Genomic DNA, 24,931 nt, shown 5'->3' on the forward strand with positions numbered 1-24,931 from the left:
CATGCTCGAACCGACGAAACGGAGCTAGCGACCGACCTCATGCTCGTTCTGCCCAAGGGCGTCCGCCACATGCCGGCCTATCTGTCCCGCGACGTGCAGGAGGCGCTGGTGGAGGATGTGAGAGGCATCGTCCAGCAGGCGCCGCTATTCGTGCCGGCCATGCCGCGCACCGGCAAGGAAATGAGCGTGCGCATGACCAATTGCGGCCCGCTCGGCTGGGTCACCGACAAGGAACGCGGCTATCGCTACCAGCCGACGCACCCCGTGACAGGGACGCCGTGGCCGCCGATCCCGGATGTGCTGATGCGGTTGTGGCGAGAGGTCTCGGCCTACCCGCATCCGCCGCAGGCATGCCTGGTCAATTTCTACGCGCCGGATGCGAAGATGGGCCTGCATCAGGACCGCGACGAGGAGGATTTCTCAGCACCCGTCGTCTCGGTCTCGCTGGGCGACGACTGCCTGTTCAGGGTCGGCCAGACGACGCGCGAGGGGGCGACCCGGTCGTTCAGGCTGAAGAGCGGCGACGTCGTCGTGCTCGGCGGCGAGGGACGCCTCTGCTTCCACGGCGTCGACCGCATCTATCCCTCGACCTCGGCGCTGCTGAAAAATGGCGGCAGGATCAATCTGACGCTGCGGCGGGTGACGAGGGGTCAGTGAGCACTGCTGCGCCGCGCATAGACCTCGATGTAGTCTCCTAGCGCGATCTCTTCGTAATTGCTCATCAAGGCCTGGAAGTCAGCGTTCTGACGCATCCAGGTAGTCCATATTGGAGGATAATTCGCCGCCAACGACAACACGGATTTCTTCTTGTCCAAGCGATCGACAAGGATGATGTCCGGCTTGTTGTCGCGGATCAAGGAGTTGACATAAAGCGTATAGTTGTCGAGGTCGTGCCGCGCTATTCGTTCGTCTTCGCCGTGATAGTTGCCTTTCATCAAACCCCAAAGCGCATGGGCGCCAACCCAATCATGAGCGTAGGCTGAAAGCCAGCGGCCATTGACCATCCTCGCCAGCGGATTCCCGACGGAAAGATCCGAACTGACCTGAACAATGGACGGCGAGGAGTATCGGGCCTTGATTGCATCGACCAGGCTCTTTTCCGGCATCTGGTAAAACTGGTGGTGCGTTACCGTGAGAGCGACAACCACGGCAAAGGCGGCGCTAGAATGAAGTCTTGCATTGGCGCGCTCCGAAGCCGCTTCTTCTCCTGAAAGCGCGAGCACTTTTTGCCTTCGCGATGCAACAGCCAACAGCATCGCGACCAGCAACGCAAGCTGATACGGATACTGGTGATTGGGCCAATATTTGCCAAGATATGCCATTGAGACAAAGAAGCCTGCGCCACTTGTTACCGCAATTGCCACATCACTTCGCCAAGCAGATTTCCGCATCTGGAAGGCTATAAAAACGACGAACACCGCAAAGGTCGGCAACGCCAACAGAATATTTATGTTGGCCCGCAGACTGACATAGTAGCGCATCAGCAAAGGCAAGAACGTATCAAGAAATTCTGGGAACCATATTCGCACGCTGGCGAGATACCCCGTGCAGATCGCGCCTATGACGATATTCTCAACAGTCAGGCAGGCCAGAAGCGACCGCCTTCGCCAGGCGATGACAAGATAAGGCAGTGCGATGCCAAGTGCCCAGTGGGGCTTAACGAGCAGCAACACGCTTGCCGCCAGCCCAACGGTGAATGCAAGTGCAAATGGTATATGCTGGCCTGGACTATCGTTGGAACGCCACATCATCAGGAACAGCATCGGCATGAACAGCATCATACCGATATGCTCGCGTTGTCCGAAAATATTCCCTGGCATGATCAGAAGCAGAACCGCGAGCATGGGATAGACCCACTGGGTTCTGAGATCGACAAAGATCCTGCCTTTCTCGATCACAAGGGCCGACAACAAAATCGAAACGACGAAGATAAGATAGATGAAATATTCGATCGCCAATTCCGGCGAAATTCCTAACCTATGGGACAACCACACTGGTCCGATATACAGAGCGACCGAAAAAGGCGGGTTGGTTTCTAAAATGTCGACATAGAGTTTCTGACCAGAAAAAATCTTCTCGCAGATAATGATTATCCAACTCACATCGGTGTTGTCACCCGCTGTCCAAGGCATGAAAAAGGAGATCACGACGACCAGTCCAACGAGCGAGAATTGCCGCAGACTGCCGTTACGGTACTGGGATGCGACCATCGCATCGAACGTTCTTGCGCCCGACAAGCTCATATGATTGCCTCTAAAAGGACGAGCCTCCGCAAAAGATTAAAGGTCATGATCGAAACTGGGACAGAGGCATAGCTGCTTGCGATCCCATTAAGATTGCATCGGAAACTAGCTCGGATAGCCTAAAGTGCCGTTAATCGCGCCAGCTAAAGCTTGCGCAGCGCCACTTCCTCGACGAGGTGGTCGGCGCCTTTGCGTAGGATCAAGTCGGCGCGGGCGCGTGTCGGCAGGATGTTTTCGCGCAGGTTCTTCAGGTTGATGTTGGTCCACAGGCCTTCGGCAATCGCCCGTGCCGAATCCTCCGACAGTTGCGAATAGCGATGGAAGAACGATTCCGGATTGCGGAAAGCGGTCTCGCGCAGCCGCATGAAGCGGGAAATGTACCATTCGTGGATCAGCTTCTCGTCGGCATCGATGTAGATGGCGAAGTCGAAGAAGTCGGACAGGAAAGGCACGATCTTGCCGTCCTGCGGCAGCTTGCCCGGCTGCAGCACATTGATGCCCTCGAAGATCAGGATGTCGGGCCGGTCGATGGTGACGAACTCGCCGGGGATGACGTCATAGGTGAGGTGCGAATAGACCGGCGCGCGGATATCCGGCAGCGCCGACTTGATGCCCGAGAGGAAGCGCAGCAGCGCGCCGACGTCGTAGCTGTCGGGAAAGCCCTTGCGCTCCATCAGGTTTTCGCGGCGCAGCACCTCGTTGGGCAACAGGAAACCGTCGGTGGTGATGAGATCGACCTTGGGGCTGGACGGCCAGCGCGCGAGCAGCTCCTTCAGCACGCGCGCCGTGGTCGATTTGCCGACCGCGACCGAACCGGCGATGCCGATGATGAAGGGCGTCTTGACCACGTCCGAGGCGTTGAAGAAAGCCTGGCGCTGCCGGAACAGCAGTTGGCTGGCCTCGACATGCGCCGACAGAAGCCGCGACAGCGACAGATAGATGCGCTTGACCTCTTCGAGATCGATTGGATCGTTCAGCGACCGCAGGCGGCGGAATTCATCCTCGCTCAGCGTCAGCGGCGTGTCGGCGCGGAATTGCGACCATTGCTCGGCCGAGAAGAAACGAAAAGGGGAATATTTCTCGGTCGGTGCGAGCTGATCCATCGAGATTCCTGCCCTCCTCGCGGTCAGCGCTTGGACCGTGACGCCTTCTCGGCGATACCCGAACGCCCGGTGCGGCTTTCGAGCTCCCTAAGCACGTCGTCCAGCGGCACACCCGAAATGCCGAGAACGACGAGCCAATGATATATAAGATCGGCACTTTCCGAAACGAGCGCCTGTTTGTCGCCCTTGATGGCGGCAATCACCGTCTCGACCGCCTCTTCGCCGAGCTTCTGCGCCGCCTTCTCGATGCCGCGCGCGTAAAGCTTGGCGGTCCACGAGTCCGGATCGCCGGAATGGGCGCGTTCGCTGATGATTGTCTCCAGGTCGGAGAGTGAAAACTCAGTCATGGCGCCTTGGCCCTGTTTCTTAGCCGCAAGCCTCTAGGGCCGATCGCCCGAGGAGTCCAGCCGCATCGGCAGGCCGGCTTGCGCCATATGGGCCTTGGCCTCGGCGATCGTATAGGTGCCGAAATGGAAGATGGAGGCCGCCAGCACGGCACCTGCATGACCGTCGCGAATGCCTTCGACCATATGGTCGAGCGTGCCGACACCGCCCGAAGCGATCACCGGGGCGCGCACCGCGTCCGATACCGCGCGGGTCAGCGCGATGTCGTAACCGGCCTTGGTGCCGTCGCGGTCCATCGAGGTCAACAGGATCTCGCCGGCACCGCGATCGACCATTTTCCGGGCGAATTCGATCGCATCCATGCCGGTTTTTTCCCGTCCGCCGTGGGTGAATATCTCCCAGCGGTCGGCCTCGCTGGCGCCCGACACTTTCTTGGCGTCGATGGCGACAACGATGCACTGGTTGCCAAATTTGTCGGCGGCTTCGGCGACGAAATCCGGGTTCTTGACCGCCGCCGTGTTGATCGACACCTTGTCGGCGCCGGCCAGGAGCAATTTCCTGATATCGGCGACCTGGCGTACGCCGCCGCCGACGGTGAGCGGCATGAAACATTGCTCGGCCGTGCGGGCGACGACATCGAAGATGGTCTCGCGATTGTCCGATGACGCGGTAATGTCGAGGAAGCAAAGCTCGTCGGCGCCGGCCGCGTCATAGGCCTTGGCGGCCTCGACAGGATCGCCGGCATCGATGAGATCGACGAAGTTGACCCCCTTGACGACGCGGCCGCCCTTGACGTCGAGACAGGGGATGACGCGGGCTTTCAGCATCAGCGGCCTTCTATCGTGGCTATGAGATCGTTGAGCAGCTGCCCGACCAGCGGCGGCACATCGGCCTGCGCATCGAAAGCCGGATCGTAGGCGGAAACGGTGATGCCGACGATCGGCACCGCAAGCGCCATAGCGCAGGTCGCGTCGCGCAATTGTTCCGGGTTCGGCCCGCCCGGCGCTACATAGCGGTTGGCCTGCAGCGCCTCAGGGTCGTGCACGTCGAGATCGAGATGCAAGTGCACGCGTTTAGCGCCGGCGACCTTGAGTTTTTCGGTTGCCGCTGCCGCTCCCGGACATTCCGTGCGGATCACCGGCAATGCCTCCAGAAGCTGTTTCTCGTCCGGGTCGAGATCGCGAGCGTTGACGAGCACGCAGCGCGACGGATCGATCGGCTGGAAGCCGGGAATGGCCGCCGCCATCGGGCGCCAGCACAGGCCAAGCATGGTGGCCAGCGCCATGCCGTCGAGAAACCCGTATATGGATGTGTCGGGCGTGTTGAGGTCGCCGTGCTGGTCGGCCCAGATGATCGCGTCGGCGCCTTCGCCGGCGACCGCGCCGGCTGATGTCAGGCAGTTTCCGGCCAGCACGATGGGAAAGCGTCCCCTGTCGCGGGCAATGCGGACCTCGCCCGAAACGGCATTGCAGACAGCGAAACCGGTGGCGATCTCACGCTCCTGGGCATCGCCGACCTTGCCGATGTCCTCGACCGCGACATCGTGGCCGGCCATGGTCAAGGCTTCGACCAGTCCGCCCGCAATCAGCGCGTCCGGCCCCTGCCCCATGCCGCCATGATAATGGCCGCTGTCATAGGAGGCCAGGATGATCGAGACTTTCAAGATCGCATCTCCACCGGGGGCGCGCCTTTCAGGATCGCCAATGCTTCGGCCGGATCGATGCGGCCGTCGTAAAGGGCGCGGCCGGAGATCGCGCCTTCGAGCTTTTGCGCGTCGGGCATGGTCATGCGCACGATGTCGACGATCGAGGCGAGGCCGCCAGAGGCGATGACCGGGATCGACACGGCGTCGGCGAGGCTGATCGTGGCATCCCAGTTGATGCCGGTCAGCACGCCATCGCGGTCGATATCGGTGTAGATGACGGCGGCGACACCGGCGCCTTCGAATTTCCTGGCTAGCTCGACGACGCCGAGGCTCGACGCCTCGGCCCAGCCTTCGACCGCCACCTTGCCGCCCTTGGCGTCGATGCCGACGGCGACCTTGCCCGGAAAGGCCTTGCAGGCCTGCCTGACCAGGTCGGGATCGCGCACCGCAACCGTGCCGAGGATGACGCGGGCCAGCCCTCGGTCGAGCCAGTCCTCGATCTGCTCGAGCGTGCGGATGCCGCCGCCGAGCTGCACCGGGTTCTTCGTCGCCTTGAGGATGGCGCCGACCGCGGCGCTGTTGACGCTCTGACCCCGAAACGCGCCATTGAGGTCGACGACATGCAGCCACTCGAAGCCCTGCTCTTCAAATGCCTTTGCCTGGGCGGCCGGGTCATCGTTGTAGATGGTCGCGGTCGCCATGTCGCCGTGCTTGAGGCGCACGCACTGGCCGTCCTTGAGGTCGATTGCAGGAAACAGGATCATTTTCTCAGGCGCCTTCGACAATGACGAAATGGCCGGTCGAGGCGGCAAGCCGGAATTTAGAGGCCTGTTGATATTCCGGCGAATGATAGCATTCGACGGCCTTGGCGTAGGATTCGAACTCGACCAGGACGTGGCGGTTGCCGGTTGGCCCTTCCGGGCTCTCGTGGCGTCCCGCCCGCACGACGAATTTCGCGCCGTACTTGGCGAAGGCAACGGCATTCGCCTCGATATACCGCTTGTACAGATCGGGATCGCGAACATCGATCATCGCCATCCAATAGCCCTTCTTGCTCATGGCTCCTCAAGGCCTCCAGCGCAGGAAATTGGTGATCAGGGCGAGGCCCAGCGCCTGGCTCTTCTCTGGGTGGAACTGCGTGCCGACGAGGTTGTCGCGGGCGACGGTCGCCGTTACCGGGCCGCCATAGTCGGCGACCGCGAGCACCTCGTCGGGCTTGCGCGCATCGAGATGATAGGAATGGACGAAATAGGCGTGCAGGCCGGTTGGCCCGGTTGGAACGCCGGAGAACAGCGGATGCTTGCGCATCAGCTCGATCGTGTTCCAGCCGATCTGCGGGATCTTGAGTGCCGGATCGGCCGGCGTGATCTCCTTCACGTCACCTGATATCCAGCCAAAGCCATCGGTGATCGTCTTTTCGAGGCCGCGCTGCGACATCAGCTGCATGCCGACGCAGATGCCGAGGAAAGGACGCCCCTTGGCGATGGCGACTTCCTCGACAGCTTCCCACATGCCGGGGACGGCACGCAGGCCGGCCGCGCAATCGGCATAGGCGCCGACGCCAGGCAGCACGATGCGGTCGGCCGTGCGCACCCGCTCGGCGTCGGCGGTCAGGTCGATGCCGGCGGCGATGCCCGCCTCGCGCGCCGCGCGCTCGAAGGCCTTGGTGGCCGAGCGCAAATTGCCCGAGCCGTAATCGATGATCGCAACGCGCATGTCAGCGCCTTCCCGGAATGTGGGTCAGCCCAAGCGCCATGCCCGGCTGCGCCGGGCGCGCCAGGGCGGCGTCCGGCACCATGCGCGGCGCAGGCTCGGCTCCATCCGCATGCCGCTCGGCCTCCAGGGCAAAGCGCGCATCGGCATCGTCGAGCCAACCGGCTTCGACCACCCCCCATTCGCGCCAGCCGCGGCGGCGGAGCGCCGCGATGCGCAGCGCCTGCCCTTCCAAGCCGACATAGAGCGAGACAAGCAGGGACAGCAGCGAACCGGCCAACCCGAGACCGAGCCTTTCGCCAAGCATCGAAAGCACCGCCATGACAATGAAGGTGAGTGCCGCTTCGATCCACAGCCGATGCCAGGCGAACCACAGCGGCGGCACCAGCAGGCCGAGCCAGGTAAAGCCGTCGCGGACAAGCGCCGTCGCATCGGCCTTTTCGCCAGGGCCCGGCGGTTCCATCACGACATAGCTGGCCATGACCTATCCCTTCAACGATCCCTTGGTGGAGGGAACCGCGTCCGGCTGGCGCGGATCGCGCTCCAGTGCTGTCCGCAGCGCACGCGCCACCGCCTTGAAGCAGGTTTCGGCGATGTGGTGGTTGTTGGCGCCATAGTGATTGGTGACATGCAGCGTGATGCCGGCGTTCTGTGCCAGCGCCTGGAAGAATTCGCGCACCAGTTCGGTGTCGAAGGTGCCGATCTTGGGCGAGGAAAACGAAACGTTCCACACCAGGAAGGGACGGCCAGAGACATCGATCGCCGCGCGCGTCAGCGTCTCGTCCATGGCAAGATCGATCGAGGCATAGCGCATGATGCCGCGCCGCTCGCCCAGCGCCTTGGCCAGCGCCTGGCCGAGCGCGATGCCGGTGTCCTCGACCGTGTGGTGGTCGTCTATGTGCAGGTCGCCCTTGGCCCGAACGGTCATGTCGATCAGCGAATGGCGCGAAAGCTGGTCGAGCATATGATCGAAGAAGCCGACGCCGGTCACGATGTCCGATTTGCCGGAGCCGTCGACATGGACCGACACGGCAATGTCGGTTTCCCTGGTCTTGCGGCTGATTTCGGCGGAACGGGGCGACATGGCCTTGTCCTTGTCCGTGAGTTTAAGCGCTTCAGGCGTTTCGCCTGCTTGAAAACGAAAGCCTTCTAGCAGCATGATCCGGCGATTGCCAGTTGCCATCCGGGTCGGTATCGAGCGTTTGCAATCACCGCCCCCATGCATACATATGGGCCGATCAAAGTCACTCGTACCGCGCCGATCGCCTTTTTAGGGATGGCGCGAATCGGAGCAGCAAATGTCCAATGAACTGACCATGCACGCCACGACCATCGTGACGGTACGCAAGGGCAACAAGGTGGTGATCGCCGGCGACGGCCAGGTCAGCCTTGGCCAGACCATCATGAAGGGCAACGCCAGAAAGGTGCGCCGCATCGGCAAGGGCGGAAACGTGATCGCCGGTTTCGCCGGTGCCACGGCGGACGCCTTCACGCTTCTGGAGCGGCTCGAAGCCAAGCTCGAACAATATCCCGACCAGTTGACGCGCGCCTGTGTCGAACTCGCCAAGGACTGGCGCACCGACCGCTATCTGCGCCGGCTGGAAGCGATGATGCTGGTGGCCGACAAGTCGGTCTCGCTGGCGCTGACCGGCACCGGCGACGTGCTCGAGCCCGAGCATGGCGTCATGGCCATCGGTTCAGGCGGCAACTATGCGCTGGCTGCGGCCCGCGCCCTGATGGACACAGACAAGGACGCCGAGGAGATCGCGCGCAAGGCGATGCAGATCGCCTCCGACATCTGCGTCTACACCAACAACAATTTCGTCGTCGAAACGCTCGATGCTGCCTGAACCAGGCCTGCGTCCGTGATCCCGATCCGAAAGACCGCGCAAGCGAAAAATGGAGGCCGGCTTTCGGAGAAGATCATGGAAAGACACGAAGATAGCTATGATTTTCGGCCTGTGACCGCGAAAGACCTGCCGATGATCGCCGGCTGGCTCGCCGAACCGCATGTCGCTCAGTGGTGGAACGATCCAGAGACGGAAATCGCCGAGATTCGCGATCATATCGATTCGATTTCCGTCGAGCCGCTGATCGTGGAACTCGACGGCACGCCGATCGCTTACCTGCAGAGCTACGATCCACACCTGGAAGAAGACCACCCTTATGCCGACCAGCCGTTCGGGACGCTCGGCATCGACCTGTCGATCGGCCGGCCGGAACTGGTCGGCATCGGCCATGGCTCGGCGATGGTGCGCCAGTTCGTCGAGCAGTTGTTCGAGGAAGGCGTGCCGCGCGTCATCATCGATCCCGACCCATCCAATGGCCGCGCCATCCGCGCCTATGAAAAGGCGGGATTCCGCGCAATTGATCGCCGGCAATCCAGATATGGTGATGTCGTGCTGATGGCAATCGATGCGCACGAGACGCAAGCGGGCGACACGGAAGCGGGGAACTGACGGATGAACGCAGTTGGCGAGGACAGAACGCTCTCGGCCTATGAAGACAGCTGGCGGATGGGGCTTCTGCTCGTGCTCGCCCTGGTCATCTTCCAGGCTGGAGCCCTCTATGGCATGGGGCATCCGCCGATCTGCACCTGCGGCTATGTCAAGCTCTGGCACGGCGTGGTGAACAGTTCCGAAAATTCCCAGCATATATCGGACTGGTACACGTTCTCGCATATCATCCACGGCTTCCTGTTCTATGCGCTGGCCAGGTTCCTGTTTCCGCGTTCGCCGGTCGGCTTGCGGCTGGCTTTCGCCGTCTTCATAGAAGGCGGCTGGGAGCTGATCGAGAACAGCCCGTTCATCATAGAGCGCTACCGCGCCGGCACCATCTCGCTCGACTATTACGGCGACAGCATCATCAATTCGGTGTCGGACACGCTGGCCATGGTGCTGGGATTTGTGATGGCGCGAAGGCTACCTATATGGGTGATCGTCAGCCTCGCCATCCTTTTCGAACTGGGTACGGGCTACCTTATCCGGGACAATCTGACACTCAACGTGATCATGCTGCTGCATCCGTTCGAGGCCATCAAGCAGTGGCAAAGTGGAATTTAGTGATATGAGCACATTTTCTCCCCGCGAAATCGTTTCGGAACTCGACCGCTTCATCATTGGCCAGAAGGACGCCAAGCGTGCCGTGGCCATCGCCTTGCGCAACCGCTGGCGCCGCCAGCAGCTGGAGGGGCAGATGCGCGAAGAGGTGATGCCGAAGAACATCCTCATGATCGGGCCGACCGGCGTCGGCAAGACCGAGATCTCGCGCCGCCTGGCGCGGCTGGCCGGTGCGCCCTTCGTCAAGGTCGAGGCGACCAAATTCACCGAGGTCGGCTATGTCGGCCGCGATGTCGAGCAGATCGTGCGCGACCTCGTCGAGGTCGCCATCGGCCTGGTGCGTGAGAAGATGCGTGAGGACGTCAAGGCGCGCGCCCATGTCAACGCCGAGGAACGCGTGCTGGAAGCGCTGGTCGGCAAGACCGCCAGCCCTGCCACACGCGATTCTTTCCGCAAGAAGCTGCGCGAGGGCGAACTCGACGACAAGGAGATCGAGATCGAAGTGGCCGATACCGGCAATAGCGGCATGCCCGGCTTCGAGATTCCCGGCATGCCGGGCGCCAATATCGGCGTGCTCAATATCAACGACATGCTGTCCAAGGCAATGGGCGGCAAGAAGACCAAATTGCGCAAGACGACGGTGAAGGAATCCTACGACCTGCTGGTCAACGACGAGTCCGACAAGCTGCTCGACCAGGACGAGGTGGTTCGCCGGGCGCTGGACGCCGCGGAAAATGACGGCATCGTCTTCCTCGACGAGATCGACAAGATTGCGGCCCGGTCGGACATCTCCGGCGGCCCTTCGCGCGAAGGCGTGCAGCGCGACTTGCTGCCGCTGGTCGAAGGCACCACGGTGGCGACCAAATATGGGCCGTTGAAGACGGATCACATCCTGTTCATCGCATCGGGTGCGTTCCACGTCTCGAAGCCGTCCGACCTTTTGCCAGAGCTGCAGGGCCGCCTGCCTATCCGGGTCGAATTGCGCGCGCTGGAGAAGGAGGACTTCGTCCGCATCCTGACCGAGACGGAAGCGAGCCTCATCAAGCAGTATATCGCGCTGATGAAGACCGAAGGCGTCGACCTGACCTTCACCGACGACGCCATCGATTCGCTCGCCGGCATCGCCGTCGACCTCAACGCCAGCGTCGAGAACATCGGCGCGAGGCGTTTGCAGACGGTGATGGAGCGCGTGCTGGACGAGATCTCCTACGACGCGCCGGACCGCAACGGCACTGCGGTGACCATCGACGCCGCCTATGTGGAGAAACATGTCGGCGACTTGTCGAGGAACACCGATCTGTCGCGCTTCATTCTTTGAGCAGGCGCGCGCCGGATCGTTCCGGCGCCTGTCGGGCGAATGGATCATGTGTGGCCGGATGGTATCATTCGGCCACCTTTCGTTCTGCCGAGCGCAGGGCCGCTCTCGACTCGACCAGGAGCTTTACCTAGTTTGCGCGGCAATTCTCTAGGCGGCGGGGCGCATGAAAAAACTCATCCCAGTCATTCTCGGCTTGACGCTGGCGGCAACGCTGTTCGGCGCCGACGCGGCAACCCTGGTGCCGCCGGGAAACCGCAATGCCGAGCAGCCCAGCATTCCGGGAGCCTCGAGCCGGCGCACGCAGGCCACCAACACCACTTTCCAGGCGAAGTACCGCAAGGTCTACGCGCTGCTGCAGAACGACGCCGACCTGCGCGGCAAGATCAAGAAGGCGGCAAGCGTCTACGGCATCGATCCAATGCACATTGTCGGCGCCATCGTCGGCGAGCACACCTACAATGTCGACGCCTACGACCGGCTGCAGACCTACTACGTCAAGGCGATCTCCTATCTCTCCAGCAAGCTGTCCTTCGCCTATGACGGCGAGGACATTACGGATTTCGTGCAGCGGCCGGAATTCAGGAAATGCGCCGGAATGTCCGACAGTTACGATTTGTGGGAATGCCGCGAGCAGGTGTGGAACCGTTCGTTCCGCGGAAAGACGGTGGGCGGCGAGGATTTCCCCAACGACCGTTTCGGCGCCACTTTCTTCCAGCCCTACTATGCCGGCCAGACCTTTGGTCTCGGCCAGCTCAATCCGCTGACCGCGCTCCAGATGAGCGATCTCGTGCACAAGGTTTCCGGCCTGCCCAAGCTCGACGTCGGCGATCCCAATGCGGTCTACAAGACCATCATGGATCCCGACCTGACGCTGCCCTACGTCGCCGCGACGATCCGGAAATCGATCGACGCCTACAAGAGCATCGCCGGCTTCGACATTTCGGGCAATCCGGGCCTGACCGCCACGCTCTACAATGTCGGCAATCCCGAGCAGCGCGCCTATGCGCTGAAGGCGGAGAACGACAAGCGCAGCGCCGCCGGCGAGCCGCTGAAGCTACCGGAAGAGAATTATTACGGCTGGCTGGTCAATGACAAACTACCGGAGCTGAAGGCGCTGTTTTAGGGAGCTCAGGCGCGCTGACGTTAATTTGCCAACGCCTGCGCCGCAGACCCTGACAATTGGCGTTGCATCCTACGCCGCCAGCAGCGATTTCAATTTCACCGCCTGCGAACCGAGCGCTTCCGGCGCGGGCCTCGCCCGTTTGCCGATCAGCATTTCCGCCAGCCTGATGTCACGGGCGACCGCATTGCCCGGCCCGATGCCGCTGGCGGCCACCAGCCTGCCGTCCTCGGCAAGGTGAAAGAGAATGAAGGCGCCCTCGCCGAGATCGCGGCGCACCGTGCTGCGGCCTTCGTCGGAAAGCCCCGCGATCTGCAGGGACAGGCCATATTGATCCGACCAGAACCACGGCACCGCCGCATGTGCCTCGGCGGCGCCGAGCATGTTTTTTGCTGCCAGCGCGCCTTGCTCCTGCGCATTGCGCCAGGCCTCCAGCCGTACGCGGCGGCCAGCATAGATGGCAAGCGGGAACGAACAGCAGTCGCCGGCAGCGAAGATGTCGGCGTCGGTGCTGCACAGTTCGGCATCGACTGATATGCCGTTGTCGATGGCCAGTCCCGCTTCGGCGGCAAGAGCCGTCACCGGCACGGCGCCGATGCCGATGATGGCGAGATCGGCGAGGATTTCGCGGCCGCCGGCAAGCACGATGCGCACCTGCCTGCCGTCGTCGGCGATCGAGGCAATGCCTTCGCCGCACGCTATGTCGACGCCTTCGGCGACGTGGGTGTCATGGACGACCTTGGCGATCTCGGCCGGTACGCCGCGCATCAGGATGCGCGGCTGCGCCTCGATGACGGCGACCGCAGCACCGAGCTTGCGGGCCGCCGCGGCGAGTTCGAGGCCGATGAAGCCGCCGCCGATGACGGCAATGCGGTTACCCGCCTTGAGATGGGCGCGGATAGCCAGCGCATCGGCGAAGGTCCTGAGGTAGACGCAGCGCCCGCCAAGGCCGGGCATCGGCAGTTTGCGCGGCGTCGAGCCCGTCGCCAGCAGCAGCTTGTCATAGGGCAGGACCGAACCGTCCGACAGGCGCACAGTATGCGCGGCGCGATCGATCGCTGCAGCCTGAATGGAATGGATATGCCGGATCGACTTTTCGGCGAGGATCTCGTCGCTGGCGATCGCCTTGATCTCGGGCACGCCGCCGGCCATGGCGTCCTTGGACAGAGGCGGCCGTTCATAGGGCAGATGCGGCTCGTCGCCGACCAGCGTCACCGGTCCCTCATAGCCGAGGTCACGCAATGCAAGCGCTGCCCGGCCGCCGCATTCCCCGGCGCCGATGATGACCATTCCGCGCGTCATACCGGTCATCCGATCTGGACGAGGACGCTGCCGGCGTCGACCTTGACCGGATAGGTCCTGAGATTGACGCAGACCGGCGCGCCCTTGGCCTGGCCTGTCTTGTAGTTGAAGCGGCCATTGTGCTTGGGACATTCGATGATGTCGTCCATGACAAGCCCGTCGGCGAGATGCACCTTTTCGTGCGTACACAGGCCGTCGGTGGCGAAATACTCGTCATCGGGGCTGCGATAGATGGCGTAGCTGCGGCCGCCGTGATCGAACCGCATCACATCTTCTTCGTCGATGTCTCCCACAGCACAGGCCTCGACCCAGTCGCTCATACATTTCTCCCGCGAAATTTCCCGATCGCGCCTCACGGGCGGATATCACTCCGCCGCGGCGTTGAAGGCAGCATTGTCGTTGTGCAGATCCTCGCGATACGGCCTGGCCGTTGGCGGCAGCTCGCGCTTGAGGAAATAATCCTCGTTGCGCAACTGGCGCCAGAAGACAGGCAGCATCTCGCGATAGCCGGCCAGGATCGACGGCGTCGGCGCCGGCAAATCATGCTTGATCAGTTCATGCAGCTTCGGCAGCGCATGGTAGGGCACCATCGGGAACATATGATGCTCGACGTGGTAGTTCATGTTCCAGTAGATGAAACGGCTGATCGGGTTCATGTAGACGGTGCGGCTGTTCAGCCGATGGTCGGTGACGTTGTCGGCAAGGCCGCCATGCTGCAGCAGGCCGACCATGACGTGGTGCCAGGCGCCGTAGAGCCGGGGCAGGCCGACCAGCATCAAGGGCAGGAACGAGCCGGTAGAGAGCGCCAGCGCGATGGTAGCGGCATAGATTGCGGTCCAGATGCGTGCAATGCGGATCGCTTTCGGCTGTTCCTGCTCGGGAATAAAGGTCTTTTCGGCCGCGCTGATGTTGCCGGCGGCGTTGCGCAGCATGTCTGACATCGCATGCCAGGCGTCGAGCACGCCGACAAAGCCGAGGATGGCGCGCACCAGGTCCGGCGGCCGCATGACCGAGATTTCCGGATCGCGGCCGACGATGATGGTGTCGGTGTGATGGCGCGTGTGGCTCCAGCGCCAGGTCACCGGGTTGCGCATGATCATGAAGCAGGCGACCTGATAGACCCAATCATTCATCCACTGCGTGCGGAAGGCCGTACCATGGCCGCATTCGTGCCAGCGGGAATCCGTGGACGAGCCGTAGAGCACGCCATAGGCGAAGAAGAACGGCACGCACCACCAGGTGCCCCAGAACCAGGCACCGCCGGCGCCGCTGACGATGAGCGCGGCGATCCAGATCGCCGTGTCGCGGAGCGCGGGCGCGTCGGAGCGCTGCATCAGCTCCTTCATCTGCTTGCGGGGAATGTCGGTGTGATACCATTCGGCCGCCGACAGGCCGGTCTCGACGGCCAGCCTGGCGTCGCGGCCGATCAGGCTGTAGTCACGCCGGGACGGCGCAGCATGCATGGTTGCCTCCCTCGGCAAGGGCATCCGCCACGCGAATGCCCGACATCTCCTGACTTCGAGGCTGAAAATAACGCTAGCTCATGATAGACTCAACATCATAAAGATAGTTTCCATCATTTCCTATCATCAAGATGTAGGAAAGATGCACGGTCAAATGAGGACAGACATGGCGAAACGGCCGACCATATCAGATCTGGCGCGCATCTCCGGCGTCAGCGTCGCCACGGTGGACCGGGTGCTCAACAGCCGCCTGCCTGTGCGCGAGGAAACGGCGCGCCGCGTCTATGACGCCGCGACCGAGATCGGCTATCACGCCGCAGGCCTGATCAAGCAGCGTATGCGCCAGGAATTGCCCGAGTATCGGCTGGGTTTCCTGCTGCTTCGGGGCAATGACGTTTTCTATGGCGATTTCGCGCGGGAACTCGAACTCGCGGTCGCACAATCGCAGCGCTTCCGTGGCGTCGCAACCATCGATTTCGCCAGTTCCCTGGCCCCGGATGAGATCGCCGCCCAGATGCGCAGGCTGGCGGCGAAATCGCGGGCGATCGCCGTGGTCGGCCCTGATCATCCGACGCTGACGGCGGTCGTGGAGGCGCTAAAGGCCAGGGGGCAGCCGGTCTTCTCCCTGCTGTCCGACTTCGCCGCCGGCATCCGCGAAGGCTATGTCGGGCTCGACAACCGCAAGGTCGGCCGCACCGCCGCCTGGATGATCTCGAAGGCTGCGAGGAAGCCCGGCAAGGTCGCCCTTTTTGTCGGCAGCCATCGCTTCCACGGCCATGAGCTGCGTGAGATCGGCTTCCGCTCCTTCTTTCGCGAGCATGCGCCGGACTTCAACGTGCTGGAGACGCTGGTCAATCTGGAGGCCAACCAGGTGACCCATGATGCGACGATCGATCTTCTGACGCGATATCCGGATCTTGTCGGCTGCTACGTCGCCGGCGGCGGCATGGAGGGCGCCGTCTCGGCGCTGCGGACAGCGAAGCCCGCAAGCATGCCGGTGGTTGTCTGCAACGAGATCAACGCCGAATCGCGCGCCGCGCTTGCCGACAACATCCTGACGATGGTGATCTCGACGCCGCTTGCCGCGCTCTGTCGCGAGCTCGTCGATCGGATGGCGCATGCCATCGAAACTGGCGCGGCCAATGCGCCGGGCCAGACATTCCTCCCCTTCGAGATTTATTTGCCGGAAAACATCTGAAGCCATTTCAGGAAAGCGCGGGAGCGGTTTTCCGTCCAGGTCGCGTCGGGACGGGAGGTAGAGCGTTTCCATGAAACGATAAAGCGCCCGGGCAGCCCGGTCTGCCGCAAACCGGCCGCCTAAAATGATAGAATCCATCAGAGGCAGCCGAAAATCGCACGCCCAGATTCGGAATCTCCCTTGACGCCCCGATCCGAAATGGAATAAATATTTCACTGGCTGTACATTTTGGTTCTTTCGTTCCGACAACATCTGGTTCGAGCAGGCAGTTCGGCGTTCCAGCCAGTGGTGAACCGCGTTGGAACGAAATGATATCAGGGAGAGATTCCCCGAGGAGATCGGGGATTCCGGATAGATCGGTGCGACCGGACACCCAAAGTGGAGGAGAGATACAATGAAGAAAATGATTTTGGGCGTCGCTTTCGCGGCGCTGATGAGTTCGTCCGCCATGGCCGCCAAGATCGGCGTGTCGATGGCCAAGTTCGACGACAATTTCCTGACCGTGCTGCGCAACGGCATGATCGAGCAGGCCAAGGGCATGAGCGGCGTGGAGCTGCAGGTCGAGGACGCGCAGAACGACGTCGCCAAACAGCTCGACCAGATCAAGAACTTCGCCGCATCAGGGGTCGACGCCATCATCGTCAATCCGGTCGACACCTCGGCCACGCAGGCGATGTCGGATGCCGCGGCCGCCGCCAAGATCCCGCTGGTGTATGTCAACCGTGAACCGGTGAATGTCGACACGCTGCCTGACAACCAGGCCTTCGTCGCTTCGAACGAGGCCGACTCCGGCACGCTCGAAACCAAGGAGGTCTGCCGCCTGTTCAAGGAAGCCGGCAAGAAGGAAGCCAATGTCTATGTGATCATGGGCGAGCTTTCCAACCAGGCAGCCGTGCAGCGCACCAAGGACATCGAGGAGGTGATCGCAACGCCGGATTGCAGCTTCATCAAGATCATCGACAAGCAGACGTCGAACTGGAACCGCGATGAGGCCCAGAACCTGATGACCAACTGGCTGTCGACCGGCAAGCCGTTCGACGGCGTCATCGCCAACAATGACGAAAGCGCCATCGGCGCCATCCAGGCAATGAAGGCCGCCAATGTCGACATGAAGACGGTTGTCGTTGGCGGTGTCGACGCCACGCAGGACGCGCTCGCCGCCATGCAGGCAGGCGACCTCGACGCCACCGTGTTCCAGGACGCGGCTGGCCAGGGCGCCGGCGCGCTCGACGCGGCACTGAAACTGTCCAAGGGCGAGAAGGTCGAACACAAGGTCTACGTGCCCTTCCAACTGGTGACGCCGGCCAACATCGACAAGTTCCTGAAGAAGAACTGAGCGGCGGAACGGTTCACCTCGGGGCGGCGCTCAAAGGACCGGGCGCCGCTCCTCCTCTCGGCGCTTTCATGGCGCCAGGAGCGACCGCGGCTGACGGAGGATAGACGAGTGGCACAGACATCTCATGGCGTCGGCGGGGTCAGCTATGATGCGAAGAAGCGCATATGGCCGGCGGAATTCAACGTCTTCCTGGCGCTCGTCATTCTTGTCGTCATCTTCGAATTGATCGGCCGCGTCTTTCTCGGCGACAGCTTCCTGTTCAACACCCGCAGCAATGTCGGCGGCCTCTTCAACGAGGCGCGGCTACAGATCATCATCCTGCAAGTATCGATCGTCGGCATCATCGCCATCGGCGTGACGCAGGTTATCATATCGGGCGGCATCGACCTGTCGTCGGGCTCGATCGTCGGCGCCACCGCCATGATCGCCATGAGCTTCGCCCAGGTGGCGACGGTCAACGGCAACCCCAATCCCAAGGCGATGTTCCTGGCTCAGGGCTGGACCGACCTGCCGGTGATCGTGCCGGTGCTGGTCGCCATCGGCTGCGGGCTGCTGGCAGGCCTGGTCAACGGCGCCCTGATCGCCTACACGCGCATTCCGCCCTTCATCGCCACGCTAGGCATGATGGTGACCGCGCGCGGCATCGCCAAATGGTGGTCCAAGGGGCAGCCCATCTCGTTCCCGACCGAGAGCTTCGCCGCCATCGGCAAGGGCCTGATGCCCGTCATCATCTTCCTGTCGCTGGCCGTGCTGTTCCAGCTGATCATGACCTACACACGATACGGCAAGCATTGCTACGCGATCGGCTCCAACGAGGATGCCGCGCGCATGTCCGGCATCAAGATCGCCAACCACAAGATCCTGGTCTACGTCATCGCCGGCATACTCGCGGCGCTCGCCGCGGTGGTGCTGTCTTCCAAGAACCTCACCGCCCAGGCCGGCATGGGCGTGATGTACGAACTCGACGCCATCGCCATGGCGGTCATCGGCGGCGTATCGCTGTCGGGCGGCCGCGGCTCGATCATCGGCACGGTGATCGGCGCGCTGATCTTCGGCGTCATCATCTCCGGCTTCACCTTCCTGCGCCTCGACGCCTACTACCAGGAGATGGTCAAGGGCGTGATCATCGTCGGCGCCGTCGTTCTCGACCAGTGGCGCCAACGCCTGCGGGCATTGAGGGCTTGACCATGTCAGACATCGTCCTGAAGACCGAAAACCTGACCAAGCGCTATGGCGGCGTGCAGGCGCTGGAAGGCGCGAATTTCGAGCTGCGCAAGGGCGAACACGTCGCCATCATGGGCGACAATGGCGCCGGCAAGTCGACTTTCGTGCGCCAGATCACCGCCGTCGAGCAACCGACCAGCGGCCAGATCTGGTTCGACGGCAAGCAAGTCAATTTTTCGGGCCCTATCGAGGCGCGCGAGGCCGGCATCGAGACCGTGTTCCAGAACTTGGCGCTGGCCGACGACCTCGACGTGCCGTCGAACCTGTTCCTTGGCCGAGAAAAAGTGCTGTTCAATCTGGGACCGTTTTCGATCCTGGACCGCCGGGGAATGCGCAAGGCGACCGAAGCGGCGCTGGTGCGCACGGCGGTGAAAATCCCAAACCTGTCGAACACCATCCGCCATATGTCGGGCGGCCAGCGGCAATGCGTGGCGATCGCCAGAACCGCGACCTTCGCCTCCAAGCTGATCATCATGGACGAGCCGACGGCAGCACTCGGCGTGCAGGAGACCGCGCAGGTCGAGAACATCATCCGCACGCTGAAGGACAATGGCGAGCCGCTGATCCTGATCAGCCACAATATGCGCCAGGTGTTCGACCTTTGCGACCGCATCGTCGTCTTCCGGCGCGGCCGCATCGTCGCCAATTTGCGCAAGGAGAACACCGACGGAAACGATATCGTTTCCTACATCACCGGCGCCAAGACCGGAGAGGCCGAACTCGCGGCCTAGGCCGGGCGCGGAGGCGGCGGTCATCGCCTCCCTGTCGATCTTGTCTTGACCGGAAAAACACCTGCGCGCATGACCGGCGCCCCGCCAGCTTCGAACCATCCCCAGAGGAAATTTCCATGACTCTCCGCTTCGCCCTCCTCGGTGCCGGCCGCATCGGCAAGGTCCACGCCCGCGCCGTCGGCTCCAATCCGCAGGCCAAACTGGTCGCCGTTGCCGACGCTTTCGAGAAGGCGGCGAGCGAACTCGCCACGGCCTACGGCGCCGAGGTGCGCACCATCGATGCCATCGAGAAATCCGGGGACATCGACGCGGTCGTGATCTGCACGCCGACCGACACCCATGCCGACCTGATCGAGCGCTTCGCCAAGGCCGGCAAGGCGATCTTCTGCGAGAAACCGATCGACCTCGACGTCAAGCGGGTCGAGCAGTGCCTGGCCGTGGTCGAGAAGGCCAAGGCGACGCTGATGGTCGGCTTCAACAGGCGCTTCGACCCGCACTTCGCTGCGGTGCGCAAGGCAATCGATGACGGCGCCATCGGCACGGTCGAGATGGTGACCATCACGTCGCGCGATCCGGGCGCACCGCCGATCGACTACATCGCGCGCTCCGGCGGCATTTTTCGCGACATGACCATCCATGATTTCGACATGGCGCGCTTCCTGCTCGGCGAAGAGCCGGTGGCGGTCAGCGCGCATGCCTCGGTGCTGGTCGACAGGAAGATCGGCGAGGCCGGCGATTTCGACTCGGTCAGCGTCATCCTCGAAACCGCGTCGGGCAAGCAGGCCGTCATCTCCAATTCCCGCCGCGCCACCTATGGCTACGACCAGCGCATCGAGGTGCATGGCTCGAAAGGCATGGTCGCGGCCGAAAACCAGCGGCCGGTCTCAATCGAACTGGCCAATGAAAAGGGCTATACCCGCCCGCCGCTGCACGATTTCTTCATGACCCGCTACCTCGACGCCTATGCCATTGAGATTGCGTCCTTCATCGCCGCCGCGACGTCGGGCAAGAAGGCGGCACCGAGCGGGACGGACGGACTCATTGCACTTCGGCTGGCGGATGCGGCGCTGAAATCGGCGACATCAGGCCAGACCGTCCGCCTCGACAAGTAACGACTTAAAGCACAGGAGCAGAGCGATGAGCGCATCAGCCGATCGCAATTCACAAACGCGCGCCATCGTCACCGGCGGCGCACAAGGCATAGGCTTCGCGGTCGCCGAGGCATTGGCGGACGAAGGCTGCCGGGCGCTGGCCCTGATCGGCCGCTCGCAGGAAAAGGGCGACAAGGCGGTCGCCACCCTTAAGAAGTCCGGTGTCGACGCGATCTTCATCAGCGCCGATGTCTCCAAGGTGGCCGACTGCAAGCGCGCCGTCGCCACCGCGCTTTCGCATTTCGGCACCATCAACGCCCTGGTCAACGCCGCCGCCACATCCGCGCGCGGCTCGTTGGTGGAGACTAGCGAGGAGCTGTTCGACACCATCTTCGACACCAATGTGCGAGGACCCTTCTTCCTGATGCAGGGCGTTGTGGCGCATCTGCTTGAGAAAAAGGCCCCCGGATCGATCGTCAACGTGCTGTCGATGTCGGCGCATACCGGCCAGTCGTTCCTGACGCCCTATTCGACCAGCAAGGGCGCGCTGATGACGCTGACCAAGAATGTCGCCAATGCCTACCGCTTCAACCGCATCCGTTGCAACGCCGTGCTGCCCGGCTGGATGGACACCGAGGGCGAGGACATCGTGCAGAAGAAATGGCACGATGCACCCGACGACTGGCTCGAGAAGGCCGAGGCCGCGCAGCCGATGGGCCAGCTGGTGAAGCCGGACCAGCTTGCCCGGCTGATCAGCTACATGGTCAGCCCGCAGTCCGGCGTGATGACCGGCTCGCTGGTCGACTACGACCAGAGCATCGCTGGGGCGTCGCCGGAGTAGCGGCCGCGTAAGCGAAACCGTTAACCAGGTGGTCATCCACGGGCGGAGCAAGGAGCGCAGCGACGCGGCGCAGACCCGAGGATCCATGCCGCGACTTCCGGGCCGTCGCTACGGCGCAAGATTCTGCACCGCAGCACTCTCCCATCTAGGTCGCGGCATGGATCCCAGGGTCTCCGCGACGGAGCTTCGCTCCTGCTTCGCCCTAGAATGACGAAATCGCAAAGGCTCGGCCCTCACCTGAAATTGCTTGCTACCAGGGTACGTGACAAACGCCGCCGCTTCGACTATATGAGCCGCATGATCCACCTGACCGCCACCTATTGGTACTTTAGCAGCTCGCTGGCGGCGGGAGGATTGCGCTCGATCTGAAGATTGCAGCAAACAGTCCGACAAGCCGCCAGACCTGGCGGCTTTTTTGTTTCAGCCGGCAGGTCTCCCAACCAGGAGCAGAAGCCGTGTTGACCACCACAGACGACCTTCGGGTCAAGGAACTGAGACTGCTGAGCACGCCGGAAGAGGTGATGCGCGAGATACCGCGCTCACTCACGGCGACGCGCACCGTTGCCGCCTCGCGCAACGCCATCCACTCCATCCTGACCGGGGCCGACGACCGACTTGTTGTCATCGTCGGCCCTTGTTCCATCCACGATCCGGTCGCGGCCGTTGACTATGCCAGCCGTCTGGCGGCGCTGCGCGAAGCTCTGTCCGACCGGCTCGAGATCGTGATGCGGGTCTATTTCGAAAAGCCGCGCACGACGGTCGGCTGGAAGGGCCTGATCAACGACCCCGACCTCGACGGCAGTTTCAACATCGACAAGGGGCTGCGGATGGCCCGCAATGTGCTGTCGGCCGTCAACAATCTGGGCCTGCCGGCGGCGACCGAATTCCTCGACATGACGACGCCGCAATACATCGCCGACCTCGTCGCCTGGGGCGCGATCGGCGCGCGCACGACCGAGAGCCAGATCCATCGCGAGCTGGCCTCGGGCCTGTCCTGTCCGGTCGGCTTCAAGAACGGCACCGACGGCAATCTCAGGATCGCTGCCGAGGCGGTGAAATCCGCCGCCCAGCCGCATCATTTCATGGCGGTGACCAAGGGCGGACGCAGTGCGATCGCGGCAACGACCGGAAACGAGGATTGCCATGTCATCCTGCGTGGCGGCGTTCAGCCCAACTATGACGCGGCAAGCGTCGAGGCCGCCTCGGTCGAACTCGCCCGCATCGGTACCGCGCCCCGCCTGATGATCGATGTCAGCCATGCCAACTCAGCCAAGAAGCCGGAGAACCAGCCCAAGGTCGCGGCTGACGTGGCAGGACAGGTCGCGGCGGGGGACGAGCGCATTATCGGCGTCATGGTCGAGAGCAATCTCGTCGCCGGCCGGCAGGATGTCGTGCCGGGCAAGCAGCTCGTCTACGGCCAGAGCATCACCGATGGCTGCATCGACTGGGCGGCCACGGAGACGGTGCTGCACGGCCTTGCCGGCGCCGTGGAATGGCGCCGGTCGGCGCGCCGCGCCTTGATGGAGAGCCGGCAGGGCGCCGCCTGATCCGGTTGGAGCATAAGGGCGGCGTTTCCGGTTTCAGCCCAGGACCACGCCGCCCTAGGGCCCGCAGCGCTCCACCTCACTTGCACGCCTCCGACCCGCGTGTTACATACTGAACCAAATGGTTCAGTATTCCGCGACCCGCCTGGATGCCTCGTTCGCCGCGCTTTCGGACGCCACCCGGCGCGGCGTTCTGGAGCAGCTCGGCCGTGCGGACGCTTCGATCACGGACTTGGCCCAGAAATTCCACATGACCCTCACGGGCATGAAGAAGCATGTCGGCGTCCTGGAGCAGGCGGGACTCGTCACGACGCGGAAGGTCGGGCGCGTGCGGACCTGCAAGCTGGGCCTGCGCCGCCTGGAGGAGGAGACCGCATGGATCGAGAGATACCGCCAGCTCTGGGCCGCACGCTTCGACGAGTTGGATAAGGTTATCGAGGAATTGAAACGCAAGGAGGACGTCGATGGACGCAGGAAGAGCGAGTGAGGCCAAACGCACGACGGTGGAACGGAGGTCCGACCGGGAGTTGGTCGTTACGCGAAGCTTCGACGCGCCTGCGCGCATCGTGTTCGAGGCGTGGACCAAGCCTGAGCTGTTCAAGCAGTGGTGGGTGCCGAAGTCGATGGGCATGTTCCTGCGTTCCTGCGAGATGGATGTTCGTGTGGGAGGCGGGTACCGTTTGGTGTTCGGGCATGACGGCTCGAACCCTGCCGAGTTCTTCGGCAGGTATCTCGAAGTGACACCGCACTCGCGCCTCGTCTGGACCAATGACGAAGGGGGTGAGGGTGGACCCGTCACCACGGTGACCTTCGAGGAAAAAGGCGGCAAGACGCTGCTAGTCATGCGCGAGCTCTATCCCTCGAAGGAAGCCCTCGACGCCGGCGCCGGGGCGGCGGATGCGATGTCCGGGCAATTCGAGCAGCTGGACGAGCTTCTCGCCACGCTGCAGGGCGCCGCCTGATCCGGCCGGCGCCAGAAGGGCGGCGGTCCGGTCTAGCCGGCATTACGCCGCCCTCAGCCCTTCCCATGCGGTGAACACGGACACCGCGAAGAGCAGCAGCCCGGCCGCCCGGCCGGCAAGGATGGTCGCTCGCGGATTAGCGATCAGCAGCTTGCGGCTGCGGCCGGCCGATATTGCGAGCCCGCCATAGATCGCGGCCTGCGTCAGCACGGTCAGCAGGCCCATCACCGTCGCCTGCATCCAGATCGGGCCGTAGTCCGTTTTCAGGAACTGCGGATAGACGGCAAGGACGAACAGGTAGGCCTTCGGGTTGATCAGGCAGGTCACAAGGCCTTGGCGAAACGCCTTCCATGCCGAGCGGCTGCCGGCGGGCCCGTCGCGACCGACAGTGATGGAGCTGCGCATCAGTGTGATGCCGATGAAGGCCATGTAGGCGGCGCCTGCAATCAACAGCGGCTTGAACAGGATCGGCAAAAAATGCATCAGCAGGCCGACGCCGATCGCGCCGTTCAGCGTGTGCACCATGCCGCCGACCATGATGCCGCCGGTCGCGGCAAGGCCCCTGTCGCGCCCGCCCGTCAGCGCATTGGCCAGCACGAACAGCATGTCCATGCCCGGAACGGCGATGATGCCGAACAGCAGGATAAAGAACAGCCAGAGATTTTCAGCATAGCTCATGTCAGTAGCCTGTCG

Annotated in this window: 29 protein-coding genes; 15 read left to right on the forward strand and 14 right to left on the reverse strand. The window is 62.8% G+C overall.

Translation table 11 applies throughout. The features are described 5' to 3' along the window. Window positions 1–39 precede the first annotated feature (39 nt). Window positions 40–657: an alpha-ketoglutarate-dependent dioxygenase AlkB gene (locus FJ940_RS26555; protein ID WP_140524103.1), complete on the forward strand. Its 618-nt coding sequence runs from the start codon at window positions 40–42 to the stop codon at window positions 655–657. Here the strand turns inward: FJ940_RS26555 and FJ940_RS26560 are convergent. The 10 genes from FJ940_RS26560 to hisB form a co-directional block, all read right to left on the reverse strand. Beyond that, window positions 651–2,243 (reverse strand): hypothetical protein, encoded by a 1,593-nt coding sequence (locus FJ940_RS26560; protein WP_140658366.1) that lies wholly within the window; start codon window positions 2,241–2,243, stop codon window positions 651–653. The two genes, FJ940_RS26555 and FJ940_RS26560, sit on opposite strands and share 7 nt — an antisense overlap. Before the next feature lie 143 nt (window positions 2,244–2,386). Then, on the reverse strand, window positions 2,387–3,346 hold the full coding sequence (gene coaA, locus FJ940_RS26565) for a type I pantothenate kinase (protein WP_140491197.1): 960 nt from the start codon (window positions 3,344–3,346) through the stop codon (window positions 2,387–2,389). 23 nt (window positions 3,347–3,369) lie between these two features. Beyond that, entirely contained in the window at window positions 3,370–3,693 is a 324-nt protein-coding gene (locus FJ940_RS26570) for a phosphoribosyl-ATP diphosphatase (RefSeq protein WP_140524106.1), read from the reverse strand. Between the two features lie 33 nt (window positions 3,694–3,726). Further along, complete coding sequence (gene hisF / locus FJ940_RS26575) at window positions 3,727–4,521, reverse strand: imidazole glycerol phosphate synthase subunit HisF (protein ID WP_181165351.1); 795 nt, start codon at window positions 4,519–4,521, stop codon at window positions 3,727–3,729. Then, the gene (locus tag FJ940_RS26580) at window positions 4,518–5,354 is read right to left on the reverse strand and encodes an arginase family protein (protein ID WP_140658370.1); all 837 of its coding nucleotides are present in this window, start codon (window positions 5,352–5,354) and stop codon (window positions 4,518–4,520) included. Before FJ940_RS26580 ends, hisF begins: the two co-directional genes overlap by 4 nt. Continuing rightward, window positions 5,351–6,100, reverse strand: a complete 750-nt coding sequence (gene hisA / locus FJ940_RS26585; RefSeq protein WP_140658372.1) for a 1-(5-phosphoribosyl)-5-[(5-phosphoribosylamino)methylideneamino]imidazole-4-carboxamide isomerase — start codon at window positions 6,098–6,100, stop codon at window positions 5,351–5,353. The genes FJ940_RS26580 and hisA overlap by 4 nt, the downstream gene beginning before the upstream one ends. Window positions 6,101–6,104: 4 nt before the next feature. Beyond that, window positions 6,105–6,395, reverse strand: a complete 291-nt coding sequence (locus FJ940_RS26590; RefSeq protein ID WP_140491206.1) for a DUF1330 domain-containing protein — start codon at window positions 6,393–6,395, stop codon at window positions 6,105–6,107. Between the two features lie 6 nt (window positions 6,396–6,401). After that, window positions 6,402–7,052: an imidazole glycerol phosphate synthase subunit HisH gene (gene hisH, locus FJ940_RS26595; RefSeq protein ID WP_140517743.1), complete on the reverse strand. Its 651-nt coding sequence runs from the start codon at window positions 7,050–7,052 to the stop codon at window positions 6,402–6,404. A gap of 1 nt (window position 7,053) precedes the next feature. Next, complete coding sequence (locus FJ940_RS26600; RefSeq protein WP_140517742.1) at window positions 7,054–7,530, reverse strand: DUF2628 domain-containing protein; 477 nt, start codon at window positions 7,528–7,530, stop codon at window positions 7,054–7,056. A gap of 3 nt (window positions 7,531–7,533) precedes the next feature. Continuing rightward, window positions 7,534–8,133: an imidazoleglycerol-phosphate dehydratase HisB gene (gene hisB / locus FJ940_RS26605; RefSeq protein ID WP_140491213.1), complete on the reverse strand. Its 600-nt coding sequence runs from the start codon at window positions 8,131–8,133 to the stop codon at window positions 7,534–7,536. A gap of 214 nt (window positions 8,134–8,347) precedes the next feature. Here hisB and hslV point away from each other — a divergent pair, with 214 nt between their 5' ends. The 5 genes from hslV to FJ940_RS26630 all read left to right on the forward strand — a co-directional run bounded on the left by hslV (window position 8,348) and on the right by FJ940_RS26630 (window position 12,549). Further along, entirely contained in the window at window positions 8,348–8,899 is a 552-nt protein-coding gene (gene hslV / locus FJ940_RS26610) for an ATP-dependent protease subunit HslV (RefSeq protein ID WP_140517741.1), read from the forward strand. Between the two features lie 75 nt (window positions 8,900–8,974). Next, entirely contained in the window at window positions 8,975–9,508 is a 534-nt protein-coding gene (locus FJ940_RS26615) for a GNAT family N-acetyltransferase (protein ID WP_140658374.1), read from the forward strand. Window positions 9,509–9,511: 3 nt separating this feature from the next. Further along, on the forward strand, window positions 9,512–10,111 hold the full coding sequence (locus FJ940_RS26620; protein WP_140491219.1) for a DUF2585 domain-containing protein: 600 nt from the start codon (window positions 9,512–9,514) through the stop codon (window positions 10,109–10,111). A 4-nt stretch (window positions 10,112–10,115) separates the two neighbouring features. Beyond that, on the forward strand, window positions 10,116–11,426 hold the full coding sequence (gene hslU, locus FJ940_RS26625; protein WP_140658376.1) for an ATP-dependent protease ATPase subunit HslU: 1,311 nt from the start codon (window positions 10,116–10,118) through the stop codon (window positions 11,424–11,426). A 163-nt stretch (window positions 11,427–11,589) separates the two neighbouring features. Next, window positions 11,590–12,549 (forward strand): DUF1402 family protein, encoded by a 960-nt coding sequence (locus FJ940_RS26630; protein ID WP_140658378.1) that lies wholly within the window; start codon window positions 11,590–11,592, stop codon window positions 12,547–12,549. A gap of 69 nt (window positions 12,550–12,618) precedes the next feature. Here FJ940_RS26630 and FJ940_RS26635 read toward each other — a convergent pair whose 3' ends face one another. From FJ940_RS26635 to FJ940_RS26645, 3 genes are read right to left on the reverse strand one after another with little or no spacing between them, the layout of a single operon-like run. Then, window positions 12,619–13,857 carry an FAD-dependent oxidoreductase gene (locus FJ940_RS26635; RefSeq protein ID WP_181169565.1) on the reverse strand — a complete coding sequence of 413 codons (1,239 nt, stop codon included), beginning with the start codon at window positions 13,855–13,857 and terminating at the stop codon, window positions 12,619–12,621. Beyond that, window positions 13,854–14,168 carry a MocE family 2Fe-2S type ferredoxin gene (locus FJ940_RS26640; RefSeq protein ID WP_140625513.1) on the reverse strand — a complete coding sequence of 105 codons (315 nt, stop codon included), beginning with the start codon at window positions 14,166–14,168 and terminating at the stop codon, window positions 13,854–13,856. Before FJ940_RS26640 ends, FJ940_RS26635 begins: the two co-directional genes overlap by 4 nt. A 45-nt stretch (window positions 14,169–14,213) precedes the next feature. After that, on the reverse strand, window positions 14,214–15,311 hold the full coding sequence (locus FJ940_RS26645) for a fatty acid desaturase family protein (RefSeq protein ID WP_140658382.1): 1,098 nt from the start codon (window positions 15,309–15,311) through the stop codon (window positions 14,214–14,216). A 166-nt stretch (window positions 15,312–15,477) separates the two neighbouring features. Here FJ940_RS26645 and FJ940_RS26650 point away from each other — a divergent pair, with 166 nt between their 5' ends. From FJ940_RS26650 to FJ940_RS26695, 9 genes are all read left to right on the forward strand, one after another. Beyond that, window positions 15,478–16,509: a LacI family DNA-binding transcriptional regulator gene (locus tag FJ940_RS26650; RefSeq protein WP_140658384.1), complete on the forward strand. Its 1,032-nt coding sequence runs from the start codon at window positions 15,478–15,480 to the stop codon at window positions 16,507–16,509. Between the two features lie 394 nt (window positions 16,510–16,903). Further along, on the forward strand, window positions 16,904–17,845 hold the full coding sequence (locus tag FJ940_RS26655; RefSeq protein ID WP_140491233.1) for a sugar ABC transporter substrate-binding protein: 942 nt from the start codon (window positions 16,904–16,906) through the stop codon (window positions 17,843–17,845). A gap of 108 nt (window positions 17,846–17,953) precedes the next feature. Then, window positions 17,954–19,030, forward strand: coding sequence for an ABC transporter permease (locus tag FJ940_RS26660; RefSeq protein WP_140517734.1), 1,077 nt, complete (start codon window positions 17,954–17,956; stop codon window positions 19,028–19,030). A 2-nt stretch (window positions 19,031–19,032) separates the two neighbouring features. Continuing rightward, window positions 19,033–19,800 (forward strand): ATP-binding cassette domain-containing protein, encoded by a 768-nt coding sequence (locus FJ940_RS26665; RefSeq protein WP_140491237.1) that lies wholly within the window; start codon window positions 19,033–19,035, stop codon window positions 19,798–19,800. 116 nt (window positions 19,801–19,916) lie between these two features. After that, window positions 19,917–20,912, forward strand: a complete 996-nt coding sequence (gene iolG, locus FJ940_RS26670; RefSeq protein ID WP_140658386.1) for an inositol 2-dehydrogenase — start codon at window positions 19,917–19,919, stop codon at window positions 20,910–20,912. Between the two features lie 25 nt (window positions 20,913–20,937). Next, on the forward strand, window positions 20,938–21,732 hold the full coding sequence (locus tag FJ940_RS26675; protein ID WP_140658388.1) for an SDR family oxidoreductase: 795 nt from the start codon (window positions 20,938–20,940) through the stop codon (window positions 21,730–21,732). 455 nt (window positions 21,733–22,187) lie between these two features. After that, complete coding sequence (locus FJ940_RS26685; protein WP_140658390.1) at window positions 22,188–23,279, forward strand: 3-deoxy-7-phosphoheptulonate synthase; 1,092 nt, start codon at window positions 22,188–22,190, stop codon at window positions 23,277–23,279. 118 nt (window positions 23,280–23,397) lie between these two features. Next, window positions 23,398–23,763, forward strand: a complete 366-nt coding sequence (locus tag FJ940_RS26690) for a metalloregulator ArsR/SmtB family transcription factor (RefSeq protein ID WP_140524135.1) — start codon at window positions 23,398–23,400, stop codon at window positions 23,761–23,763. After that, window positions 23,741–24,238, forward strand: a complete 498-nt coding sequence (locus FJ940_RS26695; RefSeq protein ID WP_140658392.1) for an SRPBCC family protein — start codon at window positions 23,741–23,743, stop codon at window positions 24,236–24,238. The genes FJ940_RS26690 and FJ940_RS26695 overlap by 23 nt, the downstream gene beginning before the upstream one ends. A 42-nt stretch (window positions 24,239–24,280) precedes the next feature. Here FJ940_RS26695 and FJ940_RS26700 read toward each other — a convergent pair whose 3' ends face one another. Next, on the reverse strand, window positions 24,281–24,916 hold the full coding sequence (locus FJ940_RS26700) for a LysE family translocator (protein WP_140561739.1): 636 nt from the start codon (window positions 24,914–24,916) through the stop codon (window positions 24,281–24,283). Between the last annotated feature and the right edge of the window lie 15 nt (window positions 24,917–24,931).

Source organism: Mesorhizobium sp. B2-3-7, assembly GCF_006442695.1.
GTDB lineage: Bacteria > Pseudomonadota > Alphaproteobacteria > Rhizobiales > Rhizobiaceae > Mesorhizobium.